Genomic DNA, 26,525 nt, shown 5'->3' with positions numbered 1-26,525 from the left:
ATCAGTCAAATGTATGGGTACATTTATTGTTGTTGATTTAAAATATATTTAGAAATATTAAATCAGTATGCTAATATATTAAAATTTAAAGCTATCATTGCTTTTAAATAACTTTTTTATTACTGCCTACAACTTTCCCATATTTTTCTCCGTATTAATTATTGAAAAAGGAAAATTATATATGGCCATATGTAATAACTTCGAATTTAATTTCAAAATAACTAATCAACATACCAATTTATTCAATTTTAGATTATTAAAGGAGATATGTTATGTTTTTAAAAACAGTTTATATGGAATTCAGAAAAAATATATTTAGAACAAATACCATATCGGTACTATTAATTATTTTATTAATTAGCTTTATGTCTGCCATTAACTTTAAAAGTGGAATAGAAACTGGCAAACATCAAGTTAGACTTGATAAGGTAATTACAACAAACAATATTACTTATGATAAACTTAGTAAAAAATTGAATACCATTACAGACAAAGCACAAAAGGAAAAAATTAAAGATAAAATTTCTGCTTTAAATATTGAAAGAATTTCGCCCAAAGTTGTTAAGAGTCCTTTTAATGTTATTAACAATACAGTCTTTAATTTACTGTACCTTTCAATAATTATTGGGATATTATTTGGAGATATTTTTTCAAAGGAATATTCAACAAATATAGAAAGTTTGTTATTTTCAAGTAAAACATCTAGAACCCACTTAGTTTTAAGTAAAATTATCTCATCCTTTGTTATAATTGTATTAACAAACTTATTATTCTTTATTTCCTGCTATGGTATGGGATTTTTATTTTTAAAGGATACATCTATTAATATACCAATGCAGCAGTTGATTGGGTCAGAGTTTATTCAGAGCAATATGAGTGTTATGCAATATATCTCAATAGGTTTTTTGTATTCCAATTTAGTGTGCTTTTTGTTTGTAGCAGTAATAACTTTCATTTCATCTTTAACTAAGAATTATCTTTTACCTGTTTTTTCAGGTATTCTATTAGGTTTTATAACCATGATGTCAAGTAATCTATGGAAAGATTATTCTCATATTGTTAAATTTTTACCCACTTCATATTTAGATTATAATTTATTTACAAAAATTCGAAATATGTATAATCTAAATTGGTCTTTGCCCTTAATTTTAATAATTTTTAGTACAGCATTCTTTATTGCTTTAACTATTATTAAAATTCTAAAAAAACAAGTTTGTTAAAATTAATCGGAGGTTAAAATTATGGAATTAAAAATTAATAATTTATCAAAACAATATAATAAAAATATTTGGGCACTAAAGGATTTTTCCCTTAATATAAATGATGGTATTGTAGGTCTTCTTGCGCCTAATGGCGCTGGGAAAACCACACTTATGAAAATACTTGCTACAGTTATGCGTCCAACTAGCGGCGAAGTACAATGTAATGGACGTAATATTTTCAGCTTAGGAAGTGAATATCGTAATGTTATAGGCTATTTACCTCAAGATTTTGGTGTATATCCAGATTTCAAGGCTGATGATTTTTTAAATTATTTTGCGGTTTTAAAAGGATTAGACCCTAAAACTGCTAAAAAAAGGATCGACTATTTACTAAATGTAGTTTCATTAACTTCAGTAAGACATAGAAAGTTAAAAACTTATTCAGGTGGAATGAAGCAAAGAATGGGTATAGCTCAGGCACTTTTAAACGACCCTAAAATATTGATTATAGATGAACCCACTGTTGGATTAGACCCAGAAGAAAGAATAAAATTCAGAAATCTTTTAAGCGAACTTAGTGATAATAGAATAGTTGTTTTATCCACACATATTGTATCTGATATAGAAGCAATAGCTACTTCTATAGCTTTTATGAAAGATGGTATGCTACTTGAATATACAACACCTCAAAAATCACTTGAAATGTTAGAAGGAAAAGTTTATCAAACTCTCACAGATGTAAAAGGTGCAAATGAGCTAAAAAAACAATACATTGTAAGCAATACTCAAAACAAGAAAAATGGTGTACTGGTAAGAGTTGTAGGTGACAAACCTTGTAATGAAGCGCAGCTTGTAGAACCAACCCTTGAAGATGTATACCTACATTATTATAGAGCTATGGTGTAAGGGGGGTGAACACAATGTTTTTACAAATTGTAAAATTTGAACTTAAAAAAATAATTTTTTCTAATAAATTTAAATTTGTCCTTCTAGCTATGATCTTAATCTCTTTGTTTTATTCTGTACAAGCAAAACTAGAATTTCCAAAATACAATGAAATTAATGTTAAATCTAAGATAGAATATAAAAAAGAAATCGCCGATATTAATGATTTTATTAAAGCTCCTTATGAGTATCTGAATGGATTTTATAACAAACACCCTGAATCTGTTAAAGCTGATATTATTTCTAGAACAAAAGATTTAGAATATTATACAAGCCATCAATTACCTAATTTAAAGAAAAACTTTATTCAAGGCTTTGTTAAAAATTTTAATAGCTTTGCAATATATATTGTTTTAATTGGCATATTTTGCAGCAATATAATTTCTGATGAAAAAGCAAAAAACACTTTAAGTTTTCAATTTGCATGTAAAACTAAACGCAGTACCTTATATAACGGAAAATATGTAGCCCTAATAATATCCATTGCCTTGCTTATTATAGCAAACATTATTTTCTCACTTGTTACAAATGGTTTAATTCTTGGATTTTCTGATATAAATGGTTCAATTCAACAAGTTAGAGGGTTTGAAATGGCCACTGTTAATATGAGCATTTTAGAATTCTTAACCAAGAAAATTTTAACATTATTTATTTGTTGCAGTTCGTTTGCCTGCATTTTTATTTTAGTCTCTTCATTATTCAAGAATTTTTTAGCACCCTATATATTTTGTATACTTCTTGTAAGCTTCGGGTCTGTATTTTTAAATGAATTTGAATGGACATATTTCCTTCCATCAACCTACATCCTATTTGATTTAATATTTTATTTTGGTAATAGTCAACACTATAATTTGACTTTTACTCTTATAAGCATGCTTGCTCAATCCATAGTGGTATATATTTTAGGACAATTTATATTTAAACGCATGGAAATCCATTAAATTTGAGGTGAATATAATGCAGGATATAACTGATGAAAAGTTGTTTCTAAAGGTTATTTCTAAAAATAATCAGGAGGCAATGGAAATAATTATTCATCGATATAACAAACTTATTTACAAATTCATATATAGTAAACTCAGCGATTATTATTTAGCTCAAGATTTATGTCAGGAAGTTTTCATAAAAGTTTATGAAAAACGTGATACTTTTAACCCAGAATATACATTTAAATCATGGATATATAAGATCGCCAACAATTGTATAATAGATTATTTTCGTTCTAAAGAATATAAAAATAAAAAGCAAGCGTCAGAAGTATTAGAAGATATTGCAATCACTGAAAATTTTAATATTATAGAATACAAAATGCTTCAAAATGATATTAATGATGCTTTAAAAACTTTAAAAGAAAATCAACAAGAAGTTGTAACATTAAGATTTTATGAAGATCTTTCTCTAAAAGAAATATCCTATATAACTGAAAGTAATCTAAATACAGTTAAAGCTAGATTATATTCTGGAATAAAGTATTTGAAACAAGCCTTAAAAAAGGATTATGGAGGTGATAAACTTGAAAACACAAAATAATGTTGATGTATTGAAAGATCTTGAAGCTCTTAACCTGTATGATGATATCACACTGGAAGATATAGACCTTATAGAGCAAAATTTAAGTACTAATGTCCAAATTAATCCTCCTGATGATTTAGCAGAAAGCATTATAAATTGTGTAATGCCACTTATGCATGAAAATGATGCTTTTAACTCTCAATGCCCTGACAATAAAGTGTTTTTCCTTCTAAGACAAGTAAAAAATCAAATATTAATACTGGGCAAAGCTTTTTATATTTCAGTTGCACTCATATTAGCCAGTTCCTTACTCTTAAATACTTATGGATATTTTAATCAAATATTTGTTTTTTCTCCTTTGATAGTTTTATTTCAAGTATTATATTCTTATAGAGGTGTATATTACAATGTTTATGAAATGGAACTATGTTGTAAATATTCAACTTTTGAAATTACACTCTCCAGAACTATAATTATATTAGCAATTAATGTGATACTTTCTTTCATAATAGGAATTTTAAATATATTCATGGGTTTGCAGCTTCCCTTTTTCTATGTGCTAATTACCTGGCTTACCCCCATGATTGTAACTTATTATGTAACATTATATTTTCTCATAAATAAAAACCTTGAATTTAGTATTATCTCTGGCTCTAGTGCATGGATTTCATATGTAGTTTTATATACAAGATTTATTGGTGAAGGTTTAATTTATAATAAAACTATATTTAATATTAATTTGAGTGTAATGGTACTAGCCTTAATTTTAATAAGTTCTCTATTAATAAACACTAAAAAGCAATACAGTTCATAATAACCATAAAAAGACATTAGGTAAGTAATATACTTATCTAATGTCTTTTTATGTGAAAATTTATTATCAGTTAAGGATATACATATTATTTATCTAAACCCTTAGCTATAACTTCTTTAATTTCTGTTTTTATATGCTCTGCTCTTGTTCCAAATATTGCTTGAATACTGTCACCAACTTCAAGAACGCCCGCAGCTCCTAATTTCTTAAGTTCCGCTTTATCAACATTTTTAGCATCCACAACACTTACTCGTAAACGAGTAATGCAAGCATCTAAATTTGTGATATTTTCTTTTCCACCTAATGCTTTTAATACTTCTATTGCGTGTTCTTGACCTTTAAGATTAGTTTTTACATTACTTGTGTCTTCTTCCACGTCTACTTCACGACCTGGAGTTTTAAGATTCCATTTTCTTATAGCAAAACGAAAGCCAAAGTAGTAAAGTGCTGCAAATGCTAAACCTACAGGGATTACCAGCCACCAAGCTGTTCTATTTGGAATCACACCAAATAGTAAGTAATCTATAAGTCCACCAGAGAAGGTCATTCCTATTTTAACTTCTAATATTTGCATCGTCATAAAGGATAATCCTGCAAATACACAGTGAATTCCGAACAATACTGGTGCTACAAATAAGAATGAGAATTCAATTGGTTCTGTAATACCTGTTAGGAAAGAAGTTAAAGCTGCAGATATCATAATACCAGCTACAATTTTTTTCTTTTCAGGTTTTGCTTCATGAATCATTGCAAGTGCTGCTGCTGGAAGTCCAAACATCATGAATGGGAATTTACCAGCCATAAATGTACCTGCTGTAAATTGTACACCATCTTTTAACTGAGCCATAAATATAGCTTGATCTCCATTAACTATTTGACCAGCTTTATTTATATACTCACCAAATTGATACCAAAATGGGTTATAAAAAATATGATGTAATCCAAATGGAATTAATGACCTTTCTATTACTCCAAATACAAAAGCTGATACTGTTGGATTAGCCTCAATCATACTTTTTGAAAACACATTTAAGGCATGTTGAATTGGAGGCCATACAAAGCTCATTGCAATACCTATTGCAATAGCAGATACTGCTGTAATTATAGGTACAAATCTCTTACCTGCAAAGAATCCGAGGTAAGAAGGTAATTCAATATTATAGAATTTTTTATATAATTGCGCCGCTACTATACCTATTATAATACCACCAAATACTCCTGTTTGAAGTGATGGAATACCTAGTACACTTGCAAACTCTGGATGTGCTGTACCTTTTGTTAATTCCAAAGTAACCCCAGCAACAATACCTAGTGTCTTGTTCATTATTAAGAATCCAACTATTGCTGCAAGTCCTGCAACTCCTTCACCTTCAGCTAGACCTACTGCAACCCCTACTGCAAATAATAATGCAAGGTTACCAAAAATAACATCTCCAGACTGTTCCATAATTTTAGCTACCATTTGGAACCAACCAGCATTAAATATCGGAGCACTTGCTAAGAATTGATTGCTTTGAAACATGTTACCAAATCCAAGTAATAATCCTGCAGCCGGTAATAACGCTACTGGTAGCATTAAAGCTTTTCCTACCTTTTGTAAAACACCAAAAGCTTTTTTCATTTATATTCCCCTCTCCTTTGTGGCATGTTAGCAAAAATAAAAGGCATGAGCAAAGTCACATCAATAGCTATAATTAAATATAACTACTATATTATAATGACTTATGCTCATGCCTGATTTTATCAGTAACACGCAAATTTACTTATTAAATTGATTTCAACTGTAAACTTTTACATATAAATTTACACTTATAACTAAATTACAACTACTAATTACGTAATACATATATAATATCACGTATTATTACTTTTTTCAACATTTTTTTTATAATTTCTTGAAATATTTTTCAATCTTCTCAATATTGCTATTATTCTTTCTATGGCAAATTTATCTTTCTTCCTATTAAGCTTTTAATATCTTTTGCTGGTAATGGTTTGCTAATTAAATACCCTTGAATTAAATAGGTTTTTAATTTCTTTAAAATAATAAATTGTTCAATATCTTCAACACCTTCTACAACAACTTTAATATTTAAGCTATCTGCCATTGCAATTATGGCTTTTATCACTGCAATATTTTGCGTACCTTGCGTAATATCCATAATTAAAGACCTATCTATTTTTAAAACATCAATTGGAAGCCTATTTACATAGCTTAAAGAAGAATAGCCTGTACCAAAATCATCTAAAGCAATACTTACACCCAAATTTTTAATCTTATTTAAAGTTTTTATTGTTAAATCAACATTTTGCATTGCTGCGTTTTCTGTAATTTCTAAAACAAGATATTTTGAATCCATATTTACTTCTTTTAATGCATTACTAACTATATCTACAAAATCAGATTGCTCTAATTGCTTAAAAGTTATGTTCACAGTAACGTATACTTTCATACCAGCATTTTGCCATTCACTGCACTGCTTACAAGCTTCTCTAAGTACCCATTTCCCTAATTCAATAATATAACCATTATCTTCAGCCATAGGAATAAAATCTGATGGTGGTATTAGTTTGTTATCATGATTCCATCTAATTAATGCTTCAAATCCAATTATTCTTTTACTTTCCACATGAGTAATAGCTTGATAATATAAGACCATCTCTTTTTTTTCAAGAGATTTATATAAATTATTCTCTAAAATAAGATTAGCGAGTCCTGCCTTATTCATATTTCCCAAATATATTCTATAACAATTTCCTCCATTTTTTTTAGCTTCATACATTGCTATATCTGCATTTTTCATCAAAGTAGGTATATCCTCTCCATCATCAGGGTATATACTTATTCCTATACTTGCTGCAGTATGAAGTTCATTCCCTAGGTATACAAAGGACTCTTTTAATACCTCTTTTATGTGCAGGGCTAAATTTTCAGCCTGTCCAACTGAATTTATATTATCCTGTAGTATAATAAATTCATCCCCACCAATACGTGCCGCTATATCCTCAGCAGATATAACATTCTTAAACCGAGCAGCCACCTTTTGAATCAAAATATCCCCTACATCATGTCCTAAACCATCATTAACTCTTTTAAAATCATCCAAATCTATAAACAATACAGCAAATTTTCCCCCATGTTTTTTTCTTTTATCTATAGTTGTGTTTATATTCTCTATTATCATTTTTCTATTAGGAAGTCCAGTTAGGGTGTCTTTATTTGCAAGTTCTAAGTTTTTGTCGCTAGATTTTTTTAGCTCCCCTAGCATATTGTTAAACCCTGCAGCTAAGGTCGCAATTTCGTCATTTCCATCAACTTTCAGTCTCAAAGTTAAGTCTTTCGTATCACTTATTTTATGTATTATTGTATTCATCTTCATTAGTTTTCTTGCTACCACTTTATTTAAACAAATCAATGCTATACTAAAAAAAGTCAAACTTATCAAAACAAAAATGATAACAAAACATGTTATACTCCTTGTAGCTTGTCTATATATTTCTCTAATTGCATTTATTTTAATAACTAGATATGGATTACCCTCAATATCTAGCAATATTTTGTAACCTATTGCGGATTTCTTGTTAATATTTTTAACAGCTATATTACTGTTCCAATTTATGTCTTTGTTAAACTCTAATGTTTCCTTATATTTTTCCATATTCAAATTAACCTTAACACTGGAACCAATTTGAGAGATTTGCTTTGCATCTAAGTATCTACCTACAATAATAAGTCCCCCAGATGCTTTTCTACCATCCGAGGTTGTTATAGGTTCACTAACAAGCATAATAGGTGTATTGTTAATTTCACTAAGTCCACTAATACTTTCTGAGTGTTTTATTATTGATAGTTCCTTAACCTTAAGTATAATTTCACTTTCTAGTTTTTTAGAAATAATCTCCTCTTTATCAGTATTTAAATCAAAGCCTTTACTCAATATAATTTTTCCTTCTTTATCCTTATAAATCATAAAATTAATTCCAAACTTTCTAAGTGATGCAACATTACCAAAATTCGAAGAAATATATTGTTCATTATTATCCTTTGAAAAGGTATATGTATCATCCCACATTGAATAGTCTTGCAGGAAATCACTTATACTATCTACTTCTATATTTATGGCATTATTAACTCTTTCCACATTCTTAATAATACTATTCTCCTCTATTTTCTTATAATCACTTAACAATATACTATTGGATAATATTAGTAAAACTGTTGTAAAAACTACTGCTACAAACCCTACTCCAGTTAGAAACTTATTATATAAATTCATACCTTCTCCTTAACATAATAATTAATTTTCGATATTTTATAATTATTATATAATTTTATTAAATATTTGTAAATAATTTTCTCGAAATACTCGAATTCTAATAGTTTATGTCATTTTGAAATTCATGCAAAAAGGTTAACAAAATATCACAATATTTTGTTAACCTTTTTGCTTCTTTCACTATGTTTAATTCTAAATCCGTTACATAATATATTTTATCATACTTAAAATAAGATATAATATGCAATATTAATGAGTTCTGCCCATGGCGCATTACCATCAACACTGTACTTTTCACCTTCACTTTCCAAAAAAAGCTTAACATAGGGCAATTCTTTGTTATCAATGTTTGGTCGTAAAATATAATTAACTGGAATCTTATTTATATTTATAACCATAATATTTCCCTCTACTACTTTTGATTCTGGACTACTATCCATACTCAATGCACTACTATCTTTCATATTTTTATATTGAGTAATCTTAAAATACTGTGAACCATTGCTATAAATAATTTCATATAATTCACTTGAATTACTATTTTCTTCTGGTATTAAAATTTTTTCCATTACAAAAGCTTTAGGTATATAAACCGAAGTTTTTATACTCTCCCCAAAAATATTTTTTGCTTCATGTAAAGATATTGTTCTCATTTTAGTTTCTTCATTAAGTTGTAACTGACTTTTCTCTTGCAATACCATATAATTTTCTTTATTATCCGCCTTTATCGATTTTTCATTATCAACTATACCTCCATTTATGGCAACAACAATGTCTTTTTCCTTTTTATCCTCCGGCACTAAGCTTTCTGCTTTAAAGGGTATTATAGGCTTCTCATTTAAAACAATTGTTTGTTTTTCCGTCTTTTGTTTTTTACTATTTTTATTAACTATCTTTTTATTTTCTTCCACTATTTTACTAGGTTTATCTTCCGTAATATTAGTTTTATCTTTAACCATTGCGGTACCTGCATATGGTTCTATTAATGTTTTAATTTCTTGGTTACTGGTATTCATGGTTATTCCTTCATTGTGCATTAAATTGGTTTTATTATATATAGGGTATATTATAAATCCAATAAATAAACAAGCTACCATAGTTAGAGTTATTGGAATAACGGCTTTGCTTATTGGTCTTCTACTGCTTTTATCCAATTTTCCTAATGTCTTTAACTTTAATTCTTCACTTACTTTTATATTCTTTAGCTCCATATTAAATATATCTTTTAATCCATCTAAGTTATCCCTCATATCCAATCCTCCCAGCAACATTCTTTTTTAATAACTCTCTACCTCTAAATAATCTAGTTCGTATTGTCCCTTCTGGAATCTTTAACATTTCACCAATTTCTCTAGTATTAAATTCCTCATAGTAATATAAAATAATTACTTCCTTATATTTGATAGATAAGTTCATAACCTGGTGTAGTAGTTCCCGTGACTCTATAGATTTGATTATAGTATCATCTAAGCTTTCAGCACTATATCTCTCATTATAAATTTCCCTATCATAATCTCCATGGCTATTTAGGAGAACCCTCTTTATCCAAAAACTTTTTAAATAGTCTTTACATACATTTATTGTTATTTTCATAATCCATGTTTTTTCACTACTATTACCTTTAAAAGAATCATATTTTTTAAACACTTTAATAAACACTTCTTGGAAAACATCCTCAGCTTTATTCCTATCTTTAACATATAGGAATGCTACCCTAAGAACATCATCTCCATAGCAATTAATAAGCCTCTCTAATTCCTTTTGGATATCCTTTTTTTCTTCATTGTCCTTTTGAACTAAAAACGCAATAGGCACCTATATCACTCCCATCCTAAATATTAGACGATAATAACATGGATTTTGTTTCATTAATACTATAATAATTTCTTTTAAGTGAAAATAATAGTAATTTATATAATTCTCTATAAAATAAAATAAGCTAACAAAATGATTTACCATTTATATTAGCTTATTTTTTAAATAGTATATTTACTTTTTCATAAAATTAGGAGTAACTAGGGTAGTTGGATGTTAACTCATTAGCATGGAAGCTGTTCATCATCTTCGAAGCTGTTCATCATCTTCGATGCTGCGATATTAGCCTACTGTATTGCCCTTTTGATTCTTTTTCTGGGTTTTATCTTTTGTATCCTTAGAACCTGATTTCTTTTCTCCACCTTTTTTAGCCATGTTAATCACCTCTTTAATATATTTTAAAATCATATTTCTTCTAATATTATTTACACTTTGCCTGATTTAATACATATTATGAGTTCATTAACATGAATATATTTATTTATAAATTTCCATTTCACAAATTGCCTTTTCAACTAATGCATCAATATCTAAAACTGATTCAGACTTAATTATCTCAATTAATCTTGGCTTTGTTTTGGGGTGTTTAGGAACAAAAATTGTACAACAATCTTCATAAAGTAGAATTGAGGTTTCATAAGTTGCTATTTTTCTTGAAACATCCATAATATCTATTTTATCCATAGCCACTAGTGGCCTGAAAACTGGCCTGTCAGAAACATCATCACTTACTACAAGGCCTTCCATAGTTTGGCTAGCTACTTGCCCTATACTTTCTCCAGTAGTTACTGAATTTATTCCATATTTTTCGGAAAGAGCGCAAGCAAGTCTCATCATAAATCTTCGCATAATTATTGTTAATTCATCTTCTCTGCACTTTTCTATAATTTGCATTTGAATTTCAGTAAAAGGTACTACATACAAAGTCAATTTCCCAGTGTATCCTTTTAAAATATTAGTTAATTGCTTTACCTTATCCTTGGCTCTTTCACTAGTATAGGGATGGCTATGATAATAAACCGCATGCAGTTCTACCCCACGCCTTGCCATCATATAACCTGCCACAGGAGAATCTATGCCTCCAGATAACATAAGCATAGTGCTACCGTTCATTCCATAAGGCAGACCACCTACTGCCTTTATTCTTTTAGAATATATGTATGCACTATTTCTTATTTCTACATTTATAATACACTTAGGATTATGTACATCTACGCTTACTCCTTCATTATTTTGTAGTATATAAGCCCCTACTTTTCTACTTACTTCTAATGAATTTATGTCAAAATTTTTGTTTGCTCTGTTTGTTTGTATTTTAAAAGTCTTATCTGAGCACTCTTGCATCTCCAGTAGTGCTTGCTTTTGAATTTCCTCAAGAGTTGCTTCAATTTCTGTAACAATACAAACCTCCATTATTCCAAAAACATTTTTAACCTTTTCAATAATCTTATCCATTTGCTGGGAGCATATAAACCATCTTCCTGAGTCCTCAACAAATTCATAATCTAAGTCTATTAATACATTTTTTATATTGTCTTTAAGTTTCTTTTCAAATTTACCTCTGTTTAAACCCTTCAAGAAAATTTCCGGGGCATATTTTACCAAAATTAATTTTCTCATCTTTTATCACTCCTCTTTTTCTTATATCGCCTACCTCATCATCCGCATAGCTTTTGGTCATCTTCCATACTGAAATATTAATGACTTAATCAATTATCTTTTGTTTAGCTTTCTCAAAAACTTTAGTGCCTTGTCTAGTTCACATGCCACATAGTCTATTTGCTCTTTATTATTATACTGCGAAAAACTAAACCGTATAGTTCCCTTTTGCTCCTCTAAATTCCTTCCAAGAGCCTTTAATACTTCACTACTTTTATTAGGGTTCTTAGCTGAACATGCTGAACCTGTAGACACATATATTCCTTTTTCTTCTAAACTATGCAGAAGTACCTCACCTTTGACACCGATGAATGAAGCACTTAGTATATATGGTGTAAACCTCTCTTCCAACTTACTGTTAATTATTACACCATCTAGCTGAGACAATTTATCTATGAAATATTTCTTTATCTCTAAAACATTATTGAAATTCTCCTGCTGATTTTTACACATAATAAATGCTGCTGTTCCAAATCCAACAATTCCAGCAAGATTTTCCGTACCTGATCTTAAATTTCTTTCTTGCCCTCCACCGTTTATTAAACTATTAGGTATGAGTCCTTTTTTTACATATGCAAATCCAATTCCCCGAGGGCCATGGATTTTATGTGCACTAGTAGATAATAAATCAATATTATACTTTTCTACATTAATTGGAATCTTTCCATAACTTTGCACTGCATCTACATGAAATTTAGCCCTATTACTTTTTTCTTTAATTAATTTACCTATGTGTTCAAGGTCCTGTATAACACCTACTTCGTTATTAACATGCATAATACTAACAATTTGAGTATTCTTATTTATGCTGTTCTCAAGCTGTTTTATATCGATTCTACCACTTTCATCTACATCAATATATGTAACCACTGCTCCTAAATCTTCTAATGCCTTAAATGTGTTCCACACACTTGAATGTTCAATTTTAGTAGTTATTATATGAGACGTGGATTTTACAAACCCTTTTATAAGAAAATTATTACTTTCGCTTCCTCCTGATGTAAATATTATTTCCTCACTTGTAGCATTTATACTTTCAGCAATATTTACTCTTATTTCCCTAAGTTTTTGCTCTGCCTTAAATCCTAAACTATGAGCTGAAGATGGATTACCATAATAATTTCTCATAGTACTACATACATCCTCAATAACCTCTTCATAAGGCATAGTTGTTGCACTATTATCTAAATAAACTTCCATATTTCTATATCTCTCCTCTTCAAATATCCATTATAATTACTAAATCAATTCTTAGTGTTTTGCTCTGATATACTTAATTATAAATATTTTAATTATTAATGTCAATGAATAAAAACATTCATTTGGGATAATGTCAGTTTTTATGGTAAAATAAATTTATTCGAATAAATTGTCTACTATATTTAATTAATTTCACTTAATTTATGAATTACTTATAAATGGAGGGCATCTATGAAACCAAATATTAAAAGCATAAGCATTTACGAGTTAAAACCAAATATGATTTTAGCCGAAGATTTAATACTAAACGGCTTAACTTTAGTTACAAAGGAAAGTGCATTAAATAGTTCCATAATAAAAAAAATACTGGAATTTTACCCATCAAACACTATATGCATTAATGCTTTTGAAGAAGAAATAGAGGTTCCTATTTCACAAAATTCAATCCATACTGAAAAGGTACTAAATAATTTTTCAAATCGCATAGATAATTTTTTAAATAGCATAGATAATAATACAGAACCAGACTTAACAGAAATACGAGCTATGTCTAAAGAGATTTTAGATGACCTTAATGATTATGGTTCTATTTTAAAGAGTATAACCAATTCTAGAAATATAGATGATTATCTTATAAGGCATTGCGTAAACGTTGCATTTTTAAGTTCTATGCTAGGTAAATGGTTGAATTTATCTAAGAAGAATTTAACACTTTTGACCTATGCAGCATTCCTTCATGATATTGGTAAAACCAAAGTTAACCCCAGTATATTAAATAAATCTTCAAAACTCACAAAATCAGAATTTGAACAAATTAAAAAACATTCAGTTTACTCTTATGAATTTGTACGCACTATTCCTTATTTAGACGAGTCTGTAAGCTTAGCTGTTCTTATGCATCATGAACGTATAGATGGTTCTGGTTATCCTCTACATTTAAAAGAAGATAAAATCAGTGTTTTTGCAAAAATAATAGGAATTACAGATATGTTTGATGCAATGACCGCAGACAAAGTCTATGGCAAAAAACAAAATCCCTTTCTTGCATTAGAAATTATGCAACATGATTGTATGGGCTTATTTGATTATAATTACCTCACTACTTTTATAACACAAATGTCAAATTACTTTACTGGTGAAATGGTTAAGTTAAGTAATGGCTCTATAGGAAGAATAATCAAAATAGACATAAATAATATTGCCAGGCCACTAATATCTGTTAATTCAAATTTTATAGATTTAAGCATTGAAAAAGAAATATTTATTACAGAACTTCTAACCGAAACACATTCAACGTTACCAAAGCAAACTGAATAAATGTAAAATATTAACTAACCTTATTTTATCATATTAATTTGTATTTTTTTTAGTATATAATCTTTACAAATATATTTACATATGTAATACTAAGATTAATTACTGGTAAAATATTACATTAAAACGATAAAAGGGGTTGGTTATATGAAAAAACGATTATCTACAATGTTAGGTATAATTTTTATTTTATTTCTATCTTTTAGCACAACTAAAATTGTATATGCTAATGCTCCTCCTAATATATATAAAGTAGATTTAGAAAACCCACGAGTATATGAGGGTTGTACTCAAAGTATAGATATTTACACTAAAGCAAATTCAAAAATTCAATATAAGTTTTGGCTTTATTCTAAAGAAGATAATTTATGGAAAGAGTTAACTACAACCTATACTAATGCGCTGATTCCAGAAAAAGCTTTCACCTTTACAATTCCTAAATTAAAATTTGGAGAATACACTTTATCTATATGGGTAAAGACAGCAGACAAAGAGCCAATAAACAAAAATGGATATGATAATTATCATGCTTATAATTTTCTTTGTAGTCGTTATGATGGACAAGTCTATAATAGCTCATCAGACAAAAGCAAAACTGAAAAATCCAATATTCCTAATATTGAAAAAGTAGTGGCGCGGTTTCCATACCTTCAGGTGGGAAATTTTCAAACCTTCCAAGTATTCTCTAAAGGTTTTGAAGATGTTCAATACAGGGTTTGGCTTAAAAATAAAAGCGTAAATACCTGGGTGGAACTTACTAAGGGATATGTTGACCCTCTATACGCACAAAGTGTATACAGCATATCAACTCCAAACCTCCTCCTTGGTGATTACACCTTGTCCCTGTGGATAAAAAGAGCCCATAAACAGCCCTTAAATGTTAAGGGTTATGATAATTATGTATCCTTTAATTTTAATTGTTCAGAAAAAGACAATGAAAATAATATTACACAATTCCCTAAACCAAAAAAAAATTATGAGGTAAATGAAAAAATTGAATTTAATATTGCCCCTGATATAAAAACAGAATATAGATACAATATATTTGATGTTTTAAATAATAAACAAATAATACCCCTAACAGGCTATAAAAACAACGTAAAATGTGGTCCCCTTAAAGAAGGTGTTTATATATTACAGTTAGAGATAAAAAACATCCCAGAAATAAAAGAGGACAAGGACCCTGCACTGCCTGATATCCCAAATCCTGATTTAGAATCAGGACAACCGACTATTGATGAAAAAAATCTTCAAAATAAAATTGTACAAACAGTAGGTACAATTAATAATCTAATTGTAGTTGGAAAACCTTATAAAAAAAACACTGGTAAATTTGTTTATTTAACCTTTGATGATGGTCCCTCTACAAATGTTACACCTAAAATATTAGATATTTTAGAAAAGTACAATATAAAAGCTACTTTTTTTGTTACAGGCATTAACGCTGAAGCCCATAATGACCTAATAAAGAAAATTTATAAAAGCGGTCATGTTATTGCAAACCATAGCTACAGTCATAATTACAACAAAATATATGTAAGTGCTACTTCGCTTATAAGTGAAATTGAAAAAACCAATAATATTATAAAAAAGATTATTCCCACTTATAATACTAAGATTTTCAGATTTCCTGGAGGATCTTACGGAAAAGATGATAGTCTTAAACTAGCAGTTATGGCAGATAAATACCTTTATTATGATTGGAACGCTCTAAACGGCGATGCTGAAGGTTATTTAGTTTCTAAAGACAAACTTATATCAAGGACAAAAGAAACACTAAACACTAAATCTTCAGCCATTATACTAATGCATGATACTAACATAAAAACTACAACTGTAGACGCACTTCCAACTATAATAGAATATTTAATTAATAATGGATATGAATTCAAAACACTAGAAGAATTTAATGATTAACTTATGATTTTAAAAAAATAACAAGGCAAAGATGCCTCGCATATTGAAGGAGTGCTAATGATGAAAAATATAGACAAAAGAAAGAGTATCCTCGCTGATATGTCTTTGCTACTAGTGGCAATTGTTTGGGGTGGTGGATTTATAGCTGTAAAAGGCGCTTTAGATAGTATTACACCTTTTTATATTATGACAATGCGTTTTGGTATATCTGCCATAATTATGCTACTATTCTTCAGAAAAAAAATTAAACACATTACTAAAAATCAGCTAGCGGTTGGAACTTTGGTTGGACTTCTCCTCTTTTTGGGTTTTACTGCTCAAACTATTGGTATGAAATATACAACTGCCGGTAAAAATGCTTTTCTAACCGGAACTAATGTAGTTATTGTACCCTTTCTTTATTGGATAATTAGCAAAAGAAAACCAGATTCCTATTCGTTAGCATCAGCTTTTCTATGTTTTATAGGAATAGCAATGCTCACCTTAGATGGAGGTATACACATCGGACTTGGAGACGGTTTGACCTTAATATCTGCAGTATTTTTTGCAGCTCATATAGTTTCTGTTGGGTTTTTCACGCAAAAAGTTGGTGCTATAACCCTTGTAATAATACAACTAGGTTCCGCTGCAGTTTTCTCACTTATAGCTGCTTTAATCTATGAACCAATACCAACTCAAATGAATTCAGATACAATATTTGCAATTGGTTATTTAGCAATTTTCAGTACAATGTTTGCATTTATTATACAAAATGTAGCACAGAAATATACCACATCTACTCACGCTGCTATTATTTTATGTTTAGAATCAGTTTTTGGTTCTATTTTATCTGTGGTAATGCTTAATGAAGTATTTACATCAAAAATGGTCATAGGCTGCCTTACTATATTTATGGCAATTATAACAACAGAAACTAAATGGGATTTCTTAAAAAGAAAGAAAATATCAGCTAGTAGTTAACTTAAGTACACGAAAATATAGAAAACCCCTGGGCAAAATCATTACCCATGGGTTTTCTATATTTCAATAATATGATATTTAAATGCATTAATAAGTATAGTGGTGTTATAAATCATTTTTCTTTCACCTTTTCCATAGTCCAAATGCTGGTGACCATAAAAAAAATATTTTGGTGAATATTTATTTAAAATATCTATAAATACTTCAAAACCCTTGTGACAAGGATCTTTGGCATCCCCCATGCCCTTTGCTGGTGAATGAGTCACCAATATATCAAAGCCCTTATTTTTCCATAAACTCAGTTTTAATTTCCCAAACCTTTTTTGCATTTCCTTTTCTGAGTATTGAAAAGGCCCTTTATTATAATCAATAGATCCTCCAAGGCCTAGTATTCTAAGATTTTTATACACAAAAATCTTATCATCAATAGGGATACATCCAGCTGGTGGGGTCTTCAAGTAATTTACATCATGATTACCATTAACATATAGTACTGGTGCTTTAATCATAGTAGCTATATATTCTAGATAATCTGCTTTTAAATCTCCACAGGATATTACCAGCTCAATTTCACTAAATCTTTCATAATCAAAGTGATCCCAAATATAACTATCTTCAATATCTGAAACTAATAATACTTTAACTTTAATCACCTACTTATCTTTTGAAATTCTATTCCTCCACGGGAAGTTCTCCTACTACATTATCCACAAACCAGTCCATATATAACATATCCTCATAGTTTCCTATGTCGCCATCCTTAATCCTAATTTCACCTTGAGTGTCTTGCACAGGACCTGCGAAAGTATGAAATCTATTCTCAATAATTAGTTCGCGCATTATATCTACTAACTTTTGAGTTTGGATGGGCACATTATGTTTTGAATAAATAATATCCACAAGGCCTGAGTCCATCCCCCACCAAAAACTTACACGTTTAGATTCAGTACTAAATATACCTTTAAAACTACCATTAACTATATTTCTAAGTATTTTCTCGTAAAACGCTCCTAAGTCCCATGTAATTAATCCATAGTTTACTTCCGGTATCCATTTTTCCTGCTTTTCACTATATTTTAAAGAATATAACCCAAAGTCTCTGGAACCTTTACCCAAAGCTGTTAAGTCATTTTGCATTATAAGATCTGCGCCTCGCATTTGAAGTTCTTGAATTAATTCTTTAGAATGATTTACATCCCCTATTTCATTAAGCCAAGAAATAATAACTTTCGCATTAGGATTTACTGTTTTAACACCTAAGGCAAAGGCATTAATGCCTGTTATAATTTCAGTTTCATTATAAATATCTATATATCCTATAATGTTTGATTTTGTAATTGTACCTGCGATGAGACCCAGTAAAAATCTTGGTTCATGCGAACGCCCGAAATAAGTACTTACATTTCTAAAAGCCTTTACTGGAGAGCAATTAAAAAACTTTATATTGTCATATTTTAAAGCTGCTCTCAAAGTTATATTAAGATAACTTGAACATGTAGTAAATATAATATCATAATTTTTTTCACATAACTCACTTAATCTTTCATAGCTATCACCATCATTTTGAAAATTTTCTATAACAGTGGTCTCAATTTCACTTTCTAATTGTTTCTGTGCGTACATTCTTCCTAAATTATGAACGTAACTCCAACCTGAGGTATCAATTGTTTTTTCAAAAATAAAAGCCACGCTTAACTTTTTAGGTGGAGTTACTAAATTTGTAAATGAGGTAATAACATTTTTTTTATGCACATCAAAAGGTTCTGTTTGAATATCTACTGCATTATTTTTTGATAGTATCTTAAGTTCTGTTAAAAATTTTTCAACTCTTAACTTTCTCTTTTTTTCTATAAATTCATCTGAAATACCATATATTTTAATATATTCTAGGAATGCATCACCAGTGGTAATATTTAATTTATCTCCACCTAATTCATAAAAGATGTTTCTAAAGGGTGAATAAACATTTTTTAAAAAATGCTCGTATTTGTTTGAAAACAAGGTAAGCTTTGGATTATATTCACTCAAATATTTGGAAAGCAAAGTAAAACTACCAAGTTCCGTAAACCAAATAGCATTTATCCCTGTGTTATTATTAAAATCTAAAAATTCATAATATATTGTATTATTCAGATCCCTCTCATCCCTTTTAGGAACTAACCTGGTAATTTCTCCTTCTATTGCATAAGCATCTACATATTTTAAGACGCTTACCCTCTTATTTCCCTCCATAACATAGAATTCATTCATGTACTCATAAATTTTTACGGGGTCATTTATTCCATCATTAATATGATGAGCATAGACTGCTTGCCACTTCGTAGAAAACTCACTATCTTCACCCGCTAGAGGAAGGAAATTCATTGCAAAATCCCTACTCCTTGTATAAAAGTAAGTTCCTAATATCTTTTTTAATGGAATACTTTTTATTCCTAAGGGGATTTCTGCTACTATGTCTAGTTTTTTTAAGATACTATCTAATGATGATATATGTCCTGATTTTCCTTTTGATATGTCCATGTAATACCTGAGTTTAGCTGATTTACTAGCCTTTTTATATTCTTCAACAGCTGAAAAATTCATCATACTCACTCCTTAGTGTTTTGATAAATGCATTCTCAACAAAAAGTATTTTCGCCAATATATCCAACCTTATATGATTTACCCATATTATCTCCAGCTATAGTCACTTTATATTTTGCAATAGCTTTTCTCTTTTGGAAAATATTTTGTTCTTTTTCAAAAGACTGGATACAATCCTTACGGATTATAACTGTTTTCCTGTTTAATTTTCTAAATCTCATGACAACAAAATCATTACCATAATATAACCCATTATCCTTAAATCTTATCTTGTACCAAACTAATAAAATAGGTATTATAAAAAAAACATAGCGTCCATAAGGAAGAAAAATAGCCATTATTCCTATTATCATAACCTCCTCTAGTAATCTAAATAATAGAAATCCATTTAAAGCTTTTTCTGGGGAATTCCTTAAGTCGTAATTTATATTCATTTCAGGTAAAATGTCTTCAAAAAACTTGTTAAGCACTTTGCTTTTAGCTAAAGGACAACTCATTGTGCTTTCACCTTTATTTTTTCCACATCCTGTATTTTCCACCTTTAATGAAGAATACCCTAAAGGCTTTTTAATAAGCCCCTCTACTATTATTAAACTTTGAATTCGTTTTACCGGAATAATTTCTTCCTTTTTATTAAATAACCCATAAGATAGTTTAATATTGTCGACCTCTCTTATAACTGTAAAATTATAATATTTTAATATAGTTACAATAGTACATGTTATCCATGAAATAGATAACATAATAAAAATTATTATATCCTCTAGCTTAAAGTAAAAAGCTGCAATTATAGAAAATCCTACTAAGATACTACTAGACATTGTAGCCATCATAAATAAATCTTTTAAAGAAGTAGTAATTTTTTTTGTGTTTTCTTTTACTTCTAATTCATTTTCGTTTTTATTGTTTATTTTTCTCATATACTTCTCTCCTGAACAATTTTTGCAATACTGAGCTGAGCTTTCCTTCCTACTTCACTTTCCAAATAAGGGATTACATAATGGCCTCCAAAAGTATGCACAGTTAAATTTATAAGCTTATATTTTTTTAATATTTTTTCTTGCTTGGTATCCGCGTACTTAACTCTTTCCATAGGAATAACTACATTTTTTTCATTAAATATTCCATATCTTAAAATAATTTTTGACCTGTCCATTTCATATCTATATTTTTTATATCTATATTTCGGCATAAATAATGAATTTATTAAAAAAACTAATGCTAATCCATACATACTATAAGTTATTACATATTTCCATAAAATATTGAATTCTAAAGATATATTTAATGCTACAGCAATTGCTAAAAATATCCCAGTTGTTATTAATCCTTTTATTGTCCATATTTTTCGTGAATATGCTGAAATTTTCCTCATACTAACCTCCATAAAATTACAAATAGTATATTGTCCCAGTATAGTTTACTTCTGCGTCTTCTTTATACTCTTCGTAATCAATATATGCACCTCTAAGCTCTATAACATTTTCATGTATTTCAAATTCTTCTATACTTATTGTTTCTATTATATTATTTTCATTAGCGCAAGTAGCTAATGTATCATAGTAATCTTCTTCAACATTATATATAATTGCTGTACTTAATATTCTAAAAGTTGCGCTTCTCACATTTGCTTTACTAGAATATTTTGTAGATATTGTACTACTATTTTTTTTATCTTTAAAAAACAAATCCACCACCCTCCATACTCATATTTTTTGTATTTGTCTATATATTATATTAAAATAGCATTACATAGTTGCTTATTATCATTATACCTTATTGTTAAGGCATAATTACTATTTAATGTGTTATTTTAGTATTTTAGTATAAAATTCATGTAAAGTCCATTATTAAATTATCACCTTGGCGCTACAATCGTAAATAGTTATAAACCTTTTGTAACTACTTTACAAATCATTTATTATATTGCATTGTTTCTTAATAGATTATACCTCCATAAATAAGAAAACATGATATAATGAGATTGTAAGATAACTGGTAAAACTGGTAAAATAAAAAATTTTAAAGGATGGATAAAATATGAACATAGCTTTTTTTCTTACGCCTAAAAATGAAGTTGTTTATGAAACGCCCAGCTCTACAATGAGGCAAGCATTAGAACGAATGGAATACCATAGGTATTCAGCTGTGCCCTTAGTAAATGAAAAAGGTAATTATGTAGGCACTTTAACAGAAGGTGATTTATTATGGAAATTAAAGAATACTCCAAATTTAAGTTTTAATGAAACAAGTAAAATTTTAATTCAAGATATTCCTATGCATATCTGTAACACAGCAGTAACAATTAATTCAGACATCGAGAGTTTAATATCTCTAGCCAAGGATCAAAATTTTGTTCCCGTTGTAGATGATAATAATGTTTTTATAGGAATAATTAAAAGAAGTGATATAATAACTTATTGTTTTAATTTATTATACGATAATAATGAAATTAAAGGCTTTAAATTAATAGCAACATAAGGTACTAAAAATAAACAAAGCACCTATCACTGGCTTAAATAGCTGGTATAGGTGCTTTGTTTTTATAAAAGGCTAGCAGCTTCCTTATCTAAAATTATTGTTACATCATTATGGAGCTGCAAAATAGACGCAGGTACCTTAGGGCTTATCTTTCCATTAATAGCTTTTGCTATAGCTTCAGCCTTTCCTATTCCATTGGCAAGTAAAATGATTTTTTTAGAATTCATTATTGTCTTTATTCCCATACTTATGGCTTTTACTGGCACATCCTCTATTGAGTCAAAAAACCTAGAATTAGCTTCTATAGTTTCTTCGTCAAGATTAACTAAATGGGTTTCTGCCTCAAAATTCACATCTGGTTCATTGAATCCAATGTGCCCGTTTCCACCTATACCCAGCACTTGCATATCTATGCCGTGAGCTTCTTTTATTTTTTCCTCATAGTCTGAACATGCAGCATCAACATCTTTTGCCATACCATTTGGCACATTAATATTTTCCATATTTATATTTATATGCTTAAATAAATTAACAATCATATAATTATAATAACTTTCAGGATTTTCTCTATTAATTCCATAATATTCATCCAAGTTAAAAGTTGTAACCTCTTTAAAATCCGCTTGGTTTTTTTTATGCAATAGGATTAATTCTTTATACATTCCAAGAGGAGTGTCTCCAGTAGCCAGTCCTAATACACTATTAGGCTTTAACAATACTTGACTTGCAATCATCATTGCAGCTTTTTTACTCATTTCTTCATAATTATCTACCACTATTATTCTCATATTTACACCGCCTCATAATAATACTCAAAATTTTATTTTTGAGTTTGAAACACTATTTTCCCTTCAACTATTGTTAAAAATACATCTATGTCTTCATTAAAAATAACTATATCTGCATCTAGTCCCACCTCTAAGCTCCCCTTTTTATCCTCCATATGAATAACCTTTGCTGGAACACTGGATGCCATTGCCACTGCCTCGTAAATCTCTAAATCACTGTGACCCAGCATATTTTTCACTGCCTTATTTAAGGTTAATACACTACCAGCTAAAGTACCGTTTTCAAGCTTTGCGGCTCCGTTTTCAACTATTACCTTCTGTCCACCTAGCTCATATATACCACCCTTCATACATCCAGCTCTCATAGAATCTGTTATAAGTACAACTTTATCCTTTTGTTTTGCATTTATAAGTATACTAAAAACTGCTGGATGAACATGTATAGTATCCGCTATTAACTCACAGGTTATATCGCTTGTAAAAATCCCACCTACAATACCTGGTTTCCTATGATTTAAGGGAGTCATAGCATTAAATGTATGGGTTGCATGTGTTATTCCATGCTTAATTGCTGCAAGTGTCTCTTCATAGCTTGCATCTGAATGACCTATTGATAATGTAATTTTAGAATTACCTTTTACTTTTTTTATAAAACTATGATCCTTGTCCTTTTCTGGCGCAAGGGTTATAATTTTAATAATATCTAAATAATCCACTATAATATCATAATTTGGTTCTATAATATTATCTGCCATCTGAGCCCCTTTGTACTTTTCATTTATGAAAGGTCCCTCCATATGTGCCCCTAAAATCTTTGCTCCTTCATTTTCTATTGACATTGCTTCTCTTATAGCATCTAAAGCACAATATATACTATTTTTATCCTTAGTCATTGTAGTAGGTAAATACGCTGTTACTCCATTTGCAGCTATTGTAGTGCTTATAACTTTTAAGGCCTCTGCCGTGGCATCCATAGTATCATAGCCTCCAGAACCGTGAATATGAATATCAATAAAGCCAGGTGATACATATTTACCCTTGGCATCTATTACTTGTATTTCTTCCTTATATTGTTCCTTATAATCTTTTTTATATTGAAGGAAGTCATTCATATTTATAATTTTTATAATTTTTTTTTGAAATATTATTACACTATCATTAATTATTCTATCTTTCATAATAAGTTTCCCATTAATTATAGCTTTAATTTTCATCACCCCATCCAAATTATTATAATATAGCTAATGCCTTAGCCACATTTCCCTTACTCCTATATAATGCTTCTTTTGCTTTTTCAAGCGTCACATCACTTTTAATTTTAACAATGCAAACTTTAGGATCATATTCACAGATTTCTAAGATTTCATTTACTGTTGCATCATCCACACCTGTGGCAAGCTTCACTATTTCCCTTACCCGCTGCTGTAGTTTTTTATTAATAGGACGTACATTAACCATTAAATTAGAATAAGTTTTACCCATTTTAATCATGGCTACGGTACTTAGCATATTTAAAACCATTTTTTGTGCAGTTCCCGCCTTCATTCTAGTAGATCCTAGTATTATTTCTGGTCCAACCTCTGTATTTATGGCAACTTCACAAATGTCTTTAATTTTGCCCTTTGAATTACATATAAGCGCTATAGTTTTTGAGCCCATTGTTTTTGCATATTCCATAGCGCGGGTAACATAAGGTGTATTTCCACTAGCCGTTATTCCTACTAAAACATCTTTTTCATTTATATTTACTGCTTCTAAATCATGAATAGCAAGCTCCGGGTCATCCTCTGTATGTTCAAGCCACCCACTTAAGGCTTCCACTCCACCAGAAATAATTCCCTGAACCATAGTATCTGAAACACCAAAGGTAGGAGGACATTCAGATGCATCCATTACTCCTAACTTTCCACTTGTGCCACTTCCAATATAAAAAAGTCTGCCACCATCTTCAAAACAATTAACAATTAGTTCTACAGCTTTCTCTATATTAATAAGCTCTTTTTCAATAGCTGTAGCTACCTTTTTGTCCTCATCATTTATCTTCTTAAGAATTTCAAAGGTACTCATGGTATCTAAATTTAATTTATTTTCAGTATTTTCCCTCATAAAAAGCCTCCTTATTTAAATCTTGGGATAGATCGTAATTGTAATTATTTTCATCTTAATTTAAAATTATTTGATACTTATACTTATCGCTTCTATAGATAGCTTTGGTATATTCAATTGGAGTTCCATTTTCTAAATAGGTGGTGCGCCTAAATATTAATGCTAAAGCAGAATTTTCTTGATTTAACAGATTGCTTTCATATTGATTTAACATTGTAGGTTCAATAGTTTGTTTGGCTTTATCTGGGTGATACCCATACTTTTCGCGAAATATATCATATAGCGATTTATTTTCAATTATCTCTCTAGTCATACCCTTAAATAAATAACATGGAAGCCATGCTGTTTCAATGGCTACTGGTTGATTATCACTAAATCTAACTCTTTTAATTTCAATTATTTTATTTTCATCTTCAGGCATTTTCAGTTCATGTTTATATTTTTTTGTTGCTTCTATAACCTTAAATGATAATATTTTAGTTTTTGATACCACTCCATTTTCTTGCATTTGTTCAGTAAACCCTTTAAGCTGTGATATTTCACGATTAACCTTTGCAATAGACACAAAAGTTCCTTTTCCCTGTTCTCTATAAACTAACCCCTCATTTACTAAGGACATAATAGCCTTATTTACTGTCATTCTGCTAACACCTTGAATTTCACAAAGCTCTCTTTCTGTTGGAATCAATTCTCCTGGCTTTAAAACTTCATTTTCTATCATTTCTTGTAGAATCTCTTTTATTTGGTAATGAAGTGGTATGGGATTATCCTTTGAAATTTTTTTCAAAACCTTTCCTCCTCAATTAGCAATAAATTTTTATATACATACCTGTAGTCAATATGTTATCATGTTGTTATGTTGTATATACCAATTATATTTCAAATACATTTGTTTTACAACCTATTTAAGTTAATAAATAAAATTTCATTATTCTTTTGAATATATAATAGT

The 26,525-nt window shown here is 29.3% G+C and carries 24 protein-coding genes; 9 read left to right on the top strand and 15 right to left on the bottom strand.

Annotated elements, in window-relative coordinates; genetic code table 11:
• Positions 1 to 272: 272 nt before the first annotated feature.
• From ACREV6_RS14445 to ACREV6_RS14425, 5 genes are read left to right on the top strand one after another with little or no spacing between them, the layout of a single operon-like run.
• Complete coding sequence (locus ACREV6_RS14445; RefSeq protein WP_431578743.1) at positions 273 to 1,220, top strand: ABC transporter permease; 948 nt, start codon at positions 273 to 275, stop codon at positions 1,218 to 1,220.
• A gap of 21 nt (positions 1,221 to 1,241) precedes the next feature.
• A complete protein-coding gene (locus ACREV6_RS14440; protein WP_431578742.1) occupies positions 1,242 to 2,108 on the top strand; it encodes an ABC transporter ATP-binding protein in 867 nt (288 codons plus the stop codon).
• Positions 2,109 to 2,122: 14 nt separating this feature from the next.
• A complete protein-coding gene (locus ACREV6_RS14435; protein WP_431578741.1) occupies positions 2,123 to 3,088 on the top strand; it encodes an ABC-2 family transporter permease in 966 nt (321 codons plus the stop codon).
• Between the two features lie 16 nt (positions 3,089 to 3,104).
• On the top strand, positions 3,105 to 3,677 hold the full coding sequence (locus tag ACREV6_RS14430; RefSeq protein ID WP_431578740.1) for an RNA polymerase sigma factor: 573 nt from the start codon (positions 3,105 to 3,107) through the stop codon (positions 3,675 to 3,677).
• Positions 3,661 to 4,473: a hypothetical protein gene (locus ACREV6_RS14425; protein ID WP_431578739.1), complete on the top strand. Its 813-nt coding sequence runs from the start codon at positions 3,661 to 3,663 to the stop codon at positions 4,471 to 4,473. The genes ACREV6_RS14430 and ACREV6_RS14425 overlap by 17 nt, the downstream gene beginning before the upstream one ends.
• 85 nt (positions 4,474 to 4,558) lie before the next feature.
• Here the strand turns inward: ACREV6_RS14425 and ptsG are convergent, their stop codons facing one another.
• The 6 genes from ptsG to ACREV6_RS14395 all read right to left on the bottom strand — a co-directional run bounded on the left by ptsG (position 4,559) and on the right by ACREV6_RS14395 (position 13,424).
• Entirely contained in the window at positions 4,559 to 6,094 is a 1,536-nt protein-coding gene (ptsG, locus tag ACREV6_RS14420; protein ID WP_431578738.1) for a glucose-specific PTS transporter subunit IIBC, read from the bottom strand.
• A 316-nt stretch (positions 6,095 to 6,410) separates the two neighbouring features.
• A complete protein-coding gene (locus ACREV6_RS14415; RefSeq protein WP_431578737.1) occupies positions 6,411 to 8,750 on the bottom strand; it encodes an EAL domain-containing protein in 2,340 nt (779 codons plus the stop codon).
• A 224-nt stretch (positions 8,751 to 8,974) separates the two neighbouring features.
• Positions 8,975 to 10,000 carry a hypothetical protein gene (locus ACREV6_RS14410; RefSeq protein WP_431578736.1) on the bottom strand — a complete coding sequence of 342 codons (1,026 nt, stop codon included), beginning with the start codon at positions 9,998 to 10,000 and terminating at the stop codon, positions 8,975 to 8,977.
• Positions 9,990 to 10,565 (bottom strand): sigma-70 family RNA polymerase sigma factor, encoded by a 576-nt coding sequence (locus ACREV6_RS14405; protein ID WP_431578735.1) that lies wholly within the window; start codon positions 10,563 to 10,565, stop codon positions 9,990 to 9,992. Before ACREV6_RS14405 ends, ACREV6_RS14410 begins: the two co-directional genes overlap by 11 nt.
• 477 nt (positions 10,566 to 11,042) lie before the next feature.
• Positions 11,043 to 12,185: a tRNA uracil 4-sulfurtransferase ThiI gene (gene thiI, locus ACREV6_RS14400; protein WP_431578734.1), complete on the bottom strand. Its 1,143-nt coding sequence runs from the start codon at positions 12,183 to 12,185 to the stop codon at positions 11,043 to 11,045.
• A gap of 93 nt (positions 12,186 to 12,278) precedes the next feature.
• A complete protein-coding gene (locus ACREV6_RS14395; protein ID WP_431578733.1) occupies positions 12,279 to 13,424 on the bottom strand; it encodes a cysteine desulfurase family protein in 1,146 nt (381 codons plus the stop codon).
• A gap of 231 nt (positions 13,425 to 13,655) precedes the next feature.
• Between ACREV6_RS14395 and ACREV6_RS14390 the strand changes: the two genes are divergently transcribed.
• The 3 genes from ACREV6_RS14390 (at position 13,656) to ACREV6_RS14380 (ending at position 17,615) form a co-directional block, all read left to right on the top strand.
• Positions 13,656 to 14,741 carry an HD-GYP domain-containing protein gene (locus tag ACREV6_RS14390; RefSeq protein ID WP_431578732.1) on the top strand — a complete coding sequence of 362 codons (1,086 nt, stop codon included), beginning with the start codon at positions 13,656 to 13,658 and terminating at the stop codon, positions 14,739 to 14,741.
• A gap of 144 nt (positions 14,742 to 14,885) precedes the next feature.
• Complete coding sequence (locus tag ACREV6_RS14385; protein ID WP_431578731.1) at positions 14,886 to 16,655, top strand: polysaccharide deacetylase family protein; 1,770 nt, start codon at positions 14,886 to 14,888, stop codon at positions 16,653 to 16,655.
• Positions 16,656 to 16,712: 57 nt separating this feature from the next.
• Complete coding sequence (locus ACREV6_RS14380) at positions 16,713 to 17,615, top strand: DMT family transporter (protein ID WP_431578730.1); 903 nt, start codon at positions 16,713 to 16,715, stop codon at positions 17,613 to 17,615.
• A gap of 56 nt (positions 17,616 to 17,671) precedes the next feature.
• Here ACREV6_RS14380 and ACREV6_RS14375 read toward each other — a convergent pair whose 3' ends face one another.
• From ACREV6_RS14375 to ACREV6_RS14355, 5 genes are read right to left on the bottom strand one after another with little or no spacing between them, the layout of a single operon-like run.
• Complete coding sequence (locus ACREV6_RS14375) at positions 17,672 to 18,268, bottom strand: metallophosphoesterase family protein (RefSeq protein ID WP_431578729.1); 597 nt, start codon at positions 18,266 to 18,268, stop codon at positions 17,672 to 17,674.
• 19 nt (positions 18,269 to 18,287) lie between these two features.
• Positions 18,288 to 20,201, bottom strand: a complete 1,914-nt coding sequence (locus ACREV6_RS14370; protein WP_431578728.1) for a BMP family ABC transporter substrate-binding protein — start codon at positions 20,199 to 20,201, stop codon at positions 18,288 to 18,290.
• A 32-nt stretch (positions 20,202 to 20,233) separates the two neighbouring features.
• The gene (locus tag ACREV6_RS14365; RefSeq protein WP_431578727.1) at positions 20,234 to 21,118 is read right to left on the bottom strand and encodes a PH domain-containing protein; all 885 of its coding nucleotides are present in this window, start codon (positions 21,116 to 21,118) and stop codon (positions 20,234 to 20,236) included.
• Complete coding sequence (locus ACREV6_RS14360) at positions 21,115 to 21,573, bottom strand: PH domain-containing protein (protein WP_431578726.1); 459 nt, start codon at positions 21,571 to 21,573, stop codon at positions 21,115 to 21,117. Before ACREV6_RS14360 ends, ACREV6_RS14365 begins: the two co-directional genes overlap by 4 nt.
• Before the next feature lie 16 nt (positions 21,574 to 21,589).
• Positions 21,590 to 21,886 carry a hypothetical protein gene (locus ACREV6_RS14355; RefSeq protein WP_431578725.1) on the bottom strand — a complete coding sequence of 99 codons (297 nt, stop codon included), beginning with the start codon at positions 21,884 to 21,886 and terminating at the stop codon, positions 21,590 to 21,592.
• 352 nt (positions 21,887 to 22,238) lie between these two features.
• Between ACREV6_RS14355 and ACREV6_RS14350 the strand changes: the two genes are divergently transcribed.
• Positions 22,239 to 22,679 carry a CBS domain-containing protein gene (locus ACREV6_RS14350; protein ID WP_431578724.1) on the top strand — a complete coding sequence of 147 codons (441 nt, stop codon included), beginning with the start codon at positions 22,239 to 22,241 and terminating at the stop codon, positions 22,677 to 22,679.
• Positions 22,680 to 22,741: 62 nt separating this feature from the next.
• Here the strand turns inward: ACREV6_RS14350 and nagB are convergent, their stop codons facing one another.
• The 4 genes from nagB to ACREV6_RS14330 are packed head-to-tail and all read right to left on the bottom strand — an operon-like array spanning position 22,742 to position 26,360.
• Positions 22,742 to 23,467 carry a glucosamine-6-phosphate deaminase gene (nagB, locus tag ACREV6_RS14345; protein ID WP_431578723.1) on the bottom strand — a complete coding sequence of 242 codons (726 nt, stop codon included), beginning with the start codon at positions 23,465 to 23,467 and terminating at the stop codon, positions 22,742 to 22,744.
• A 32-nt stretch (positions 23,468 to 23,499) separates the two neighbouring features.
• Positions 23,500 to 24,675 (bottom strand): N-acetylglucosamine-6-phosphate deacetylase, encoded by a 1,176-nt coding sequence (gene nagA / locus ACREV6_RS14340; RefSeq protein ID WP_431578818.1) that lies wholly within the window; start codon positions 24,673 to 24,675, stop codon positions 23,500 to 23,502.
• A 22-nt stretch (positions 24,676 to 24,697) separates the two neighbouring features.
• Positions 24,698 to 25,573, bottom strand: a complete 876-nt coding sequence (murQ, locus tag ACREV6_RS14335) for an N-acetylmuramic acid 6-phosphate etherase (RefSeq protein WP_431578722.1) — start codon at positions 25,571 to 25,573, stop codon at positions 24,698 to 24,700.
• Between the two features lie 55 nt (positions 25,574 to 25,628).
• Positions 25,629 to 26,360 carry a GntR family transcriptional regulator gene (locus ACREV6_RS14330; RefSeq protein WP_431578721.1) on the bottom strand — a complete coding sequence of 244 codons (732 nt, stop codon included), beginning with the start codon at positions 26,358 to 26,360 and terminating at the stop codon, positions 25,629 to 25,631.
• Between the last annotated feature and the right edge of the window lie 165 nt (positions 26,361 to 26,525).

This window comes from Clostridium sp., assembly GCF_050717515.1.
Taxonomy (GTDB): domain Bacteria; phylum Bacillota; class Clostridia; order Clostridiales; family Clostridiaceae; genus Clostridium_AD.
Note: the sequence above shows the minus strand (reverse complement) of the source record. Positions and strands in the feature narration are given on the sequence as shown.